The 4195-nt window shown below is 44.4% G+C and carries 2 protein-coding genes and 1 pseudogene; 1 reads left to right on the forward strand and 2 read right to left on the reverse strand.

Features of this window, described 5'->3' with window-relative positions; all coding sequences use genetic code 11:
- Both BACCELL_RS20675 and BACCELL_RS20680 read right to left on the reverse strand, forming a co-directional pair.
- Positions 1 to 437 (reverse strand): response regulator transcription factor (locus tag BACCELL_RS20675; RefSeq protein ID WP_044154270.1); only part of this gene is annotated, 437 nt, incomplete at its 3' end.
- Between the two features lie 33 nt (positions 438 to 470).
- A complete protein-coding gene (locus BACCELL_RS20680) occupies positions 471 to 2108 on the reverse strand; it encodes a sensor histidine kinase (RefSeq protein ID WP_007214003.1) in 1638 nt (545 codons plus the stop codon).
- 377 nt (positions 2109 to 2485) lie between these two features.
- On the opposite strand from BACCELL_RS20680, the pseudogene BACCELL_RS20685 reads away from it, so the two are divergent.
- Positions 2486 to 4195, forward strand: a pseudogene (locus tag BACCELL_RS20685) (outer membrane beta-barrel protein); the annotation flags it as partial.

The raw sequence follows: 4195 nt of genomic DNA on the forward strand, positions 1-4195 counted from the left end.
ACAGAGTTGAAATGGTAATCGCCTATCTCGAAACAGGTCTCTTCCTTCTTTGGTTCCTCTCTGAATGTAAACGCTTTGCCCACCAGCGCTTTAATGCGTACAATAAGTTCCTGCATGCCGAAAGGCTTTTTCAGATAGTCGTTGGCCCCGAGTTCAAAGCCTTCTACCACATCATTGATGGAAGAACGAGCGGTGAGAAAAAGTACCGGAGTTCGTTTGTCGGTTTGACGGATGTGGCGTACCATTTCAAAACCATCCATACGAGGCATCATAACATCGGCTACCAGTACATCAGGGCGTAAGTCGAAGAACATACGCAGGCCTTCCTCGCCATCGGCAGCAGTATGGATGATGAAGTTCTGGCCTTCCAGCGTATCTTTGATAATCATGGCGAGGGTTTGTTCATCCTCAACCAGCAGTACCTTGATTTTGTCCATATCTTGATTCATTTTCATAATAAGCAATGTTATTCAGATTCTTATTGTAAAAGTACTTCCTTTTCCCGCTTCACTTCGTACGGTTACCATGCCACCGTGTTTTTCTACCATTGTCTTTACATAGAAAAGCCCCAGTCCGTAGCCTTTGGTATTGTGGATATTTCCTGTCGGAACCCGGTAGAATTTATCGAAAATGTGAGGCTGTTTATCCGTAGGGATACCAATACCGTGGTCTGTAACTGAGATTTCCACTTGTTCCGTTTCCTTTTTCCGGCAACAGATCATTATGTCGGCTTTATCCGGAGAGTATTTGATGGCATTATCTATCAGGTTACTCAGAATGTTACTGAAGTGTGTACGGTCGGCAATGATTGTCAGGTCTTCCGGTGCAATGTCGAGATTGATTTCTACAGGCTTGCCCGCTTTCAGTTTATGCTGCTCGATGAGTGTCGGGAACAGATCGTGCAAGCTAAGTGTCTCCGGATGCAGACGGAAGGTTTTACGGCGTTCCATACTCATAGAGAGAATTTGTTCCACCAGTCCGCTTAATCGCTGTAACTGTTCCTGGCAGATACCCAGATACTTATCCCGTTGTTGCTTGTCTTCTGCCAGATTGAAATTAAGCAAAGCATCGTTGGCGGCATACGCCACGGCAATAGGTGTTTTCAACTCGTGGGTGATGTTGTTGGTAAAGTCGCTCTTCATCTCTTCCAGTGTTTTCTGCCGCAAAATGGTGCGGATAAGAAACCAGAAGGAGAAACCTAATATAATAAGAATAACGAATGATGTGGTAAGAATACCGCTCATCTGTCGCAATACAATCTTATAAATAGGTTCTATTGTGAGGCGGTAACTTTGATTGGAGTGAATGTCGAAAGCATAATTATATTGTTTTGCTTTTTCACTGGGCATGTATCCGGGAGTTCCGACAATGGCGAGCGTATCAGTGTAAACCAGCGTTGAGTCCGGATCGGCACCGGAATGAAGACGCTCCAATCGGTAGGGAAGTTTAAGCCCCCGTTCTTGCAGATAGGCATTCAGCAGACTGTCATAAACGGCTATATCAGGTTCTATAAAAATATCCAGTCCCGAGTGCATTCCACGCTGGATGAAAGTGGCAAGTTCCACCATACTACTTTGGTCGCGCAACATCATGTCTATTCCACCTTCGGCTCTTAAAGAAGCTTGAGGTTCATCCTCATTAATCACTGTATCTTCCAAGACCTCTTTTACTGAATCTCTTTCTGCCCAGACTGAAATGTTTGTGCCTTCCTGTCCCCGTGTGAAAAGGATATCTCTTGTCGAGTCATTCGGGTAACTCACTGAGACGCTATCATACTTCATAGGGATACCGTCTTTTAAAAGTGAAAGACTTCCGGCACTGTCTGTTTGGTTAACAGTTGTACTGCTGCGGACAAATGATTTTCCGGAATCGGAATTGTACCCTGCTGAAACCTCTACGGAACCGTGGGCTTTATTTTCTTTTTGCATTGCCTTTACACGAAGCATCATCTCATTATAATCGCTCATGCGCATGGCTTCTACGATGCTTTGTTCCAGTTCGTGCTTCATCGTTTTGTATAGTCCCGTGATCCAGTATGCCTGGTAAATAAAGATACCCAGCAGAGAGATTATGACTAATATGGCAATAGGTTTAAATGGCAGTTTCATGTAGCTCTTGTATTTATATGGACAAAGATAGGAAAGATAACCGGTACATGTATGGATGGTAAGACTAAATAACACTTCAGATAACACTAGATAAGACTACGTAAGTTCCGGATAACACAAAGTCCGGAAGATTTCACCGTACTTTGCAGCGCAAGAGCTTAAGGGGTGATTCGGTTTTGCACAAGGCATCTTTTGCAAAAGGTATAGAGAGAATCTTGTGCAGTCCCTTGCATAATTGGGTGTCAACCTTGGTCAACCGGCCTGTCAACTAAGGTTAACGGATCTGTCAACCAAGCTTAATCGACCTGTCAACCAAGGTTGACACCCAATCATCTCTAAGTCTGAACACATTTATGTCGTATCTAAAACAAATGAACATGAAGTCTTATTACTATCTTTCCCTGATGCTATGTGCATTGAGTGCAGGAGTTTCCGCTCAGGAAATAACAAAGAGTACGGATGTAGAGAGCGAACGGACGCTCAGTGCGGACAGTATTATAACACAAGACAAGCAGCTGGACAGTCTTTATCAATCTCTTCCTGAAGTAATGATTACCGGACAACGTCCCATCGTGAAAGCGGAGCAAGGCAAACTGGTGTACGATCTTCCGCGTCTTATCGGTAATCTACCCGTAGATAATGCTTATGACGCTGTGAAGGAATTGCCGGGCGTAACCGAGATGAATGGCGGGTTGATGTTGGCAGGGCAGGGGGTAACTGTAATATTGGATGGCAAAGTTACCACCATGAGTACCGAACAGCTTTATTCTTTATTGAAAAGCATCCCGTCCAGTCGCATTGAGAAGGCGGAAGTGATGTACAATGCTCCGGCACGCTATCAGGTACGGGGTGCACTCATTAATATCACACTGAAACAAAGCACCGGAGGCCCGTCTTCCTGGCAGGGAGAGCTTTATGGCAAATATAATCAGAAACATTACGAGGGCTTCAACGAACGTGCCAGCCTGATCTATAACGGAAATAAATTCTCAGCAGATTTTCTTTACTCACACAACCACGGACGGGGATATTCTTTAACCGATAAAGAAGCTATGCACTCTTTGGCGGACGGTTCGGTTCATCACATCACAACCGATGAGATGGGCCGAAGCCGTTCACATACTCATAGTTTCCGGGTAGGAACGGATTATAATATTGCCAAGGACCATCAACTGAGCTTTGTTTATAATGGAAGTTATTCGACTCATCATAGCTTGATGGATATTTACGGTACGCAGCAGTCCAATACTCGTAGCAACAGTACCGATTGGCTGCACAACGGGCGTCTGGATTACCGTACACCTTTCGGATTGAAAGCTGGTGCTGAACTGACTTATTACCGTTCTCCGTCCGATCAGTTATTGCATAGCAGCATGCAAGATGAAGAGCTTGCCTTTTATACCGAAGACTGTCAGCGCATCAATCGCTGGAAATTTTTCCTTGCCCAAGAGCATAATCTGGGTCGTGGATGGGGATTGAATTATGGTGCCGTTTATACGACCAGTATCGACCACAGTTATCAATATTATTATGATACGGAGAAGGATGCGGGAACAAAGACAGGTGTGAGCACAGGTATTCCCGATAATATGCAATCCCGCCGTCGCGAACAAACTCTGAACTTCTATGCGGGTTTCAATAAAAGTTTCGGTGATAAACTTTCTTTGGACGCTTCGCTTGCCGTAGAACATTATAAGACACCGGTATGGAATCAGTGGGATTGGTATCCTACCATTAACCTGAGTTATATGCCTGCCCCCGGCTATGTCTGGCAATTGGCTTTGAGCAGCGATAAGGACTATCCTGATTATTGGGCGGTACAGGACGCTATCTCATATCTGGGCGGTGGATATTCTGAAATACATGGGAACCCGTTCCTGAAACCGGCTCAGGAATATCAACTTCAGTTGACACATATTTTGAAGAGTAAATACATCTTTAGCGCATGGTTTGCCCATACGAAAGATTATTCTACCCAGACTCTTTATCAATCTTCCGAACGTCTGGTGGAAATCTATAAGCATTTGAATTTTTAATTACCAGCAACAAGAAGGGTTTGAATTACAAACCCCTTTTCGGGTTCCAAC

This window comes from Bacteroides cellulosilyticus DSM 14838, from assembly GCF_000158035.1.
Classification (GTDB): domain Bacteria; phylum Bacteroidota; class Bacteroidia; order Bacteroidales; family Bacteroidaceae; genus Bacteroides; species Bacteroides cellulosilyticus.

Excerpts from the sequence above, each read along its gene's own strand:
- BACCELL_RS20680 (WP_007214003.1), bottom strand. The coding sequence starts at position 2,108 with ATGAAACTGCCATTTAAACCTATTGCCATATTAGTCATAATCTCTCTG.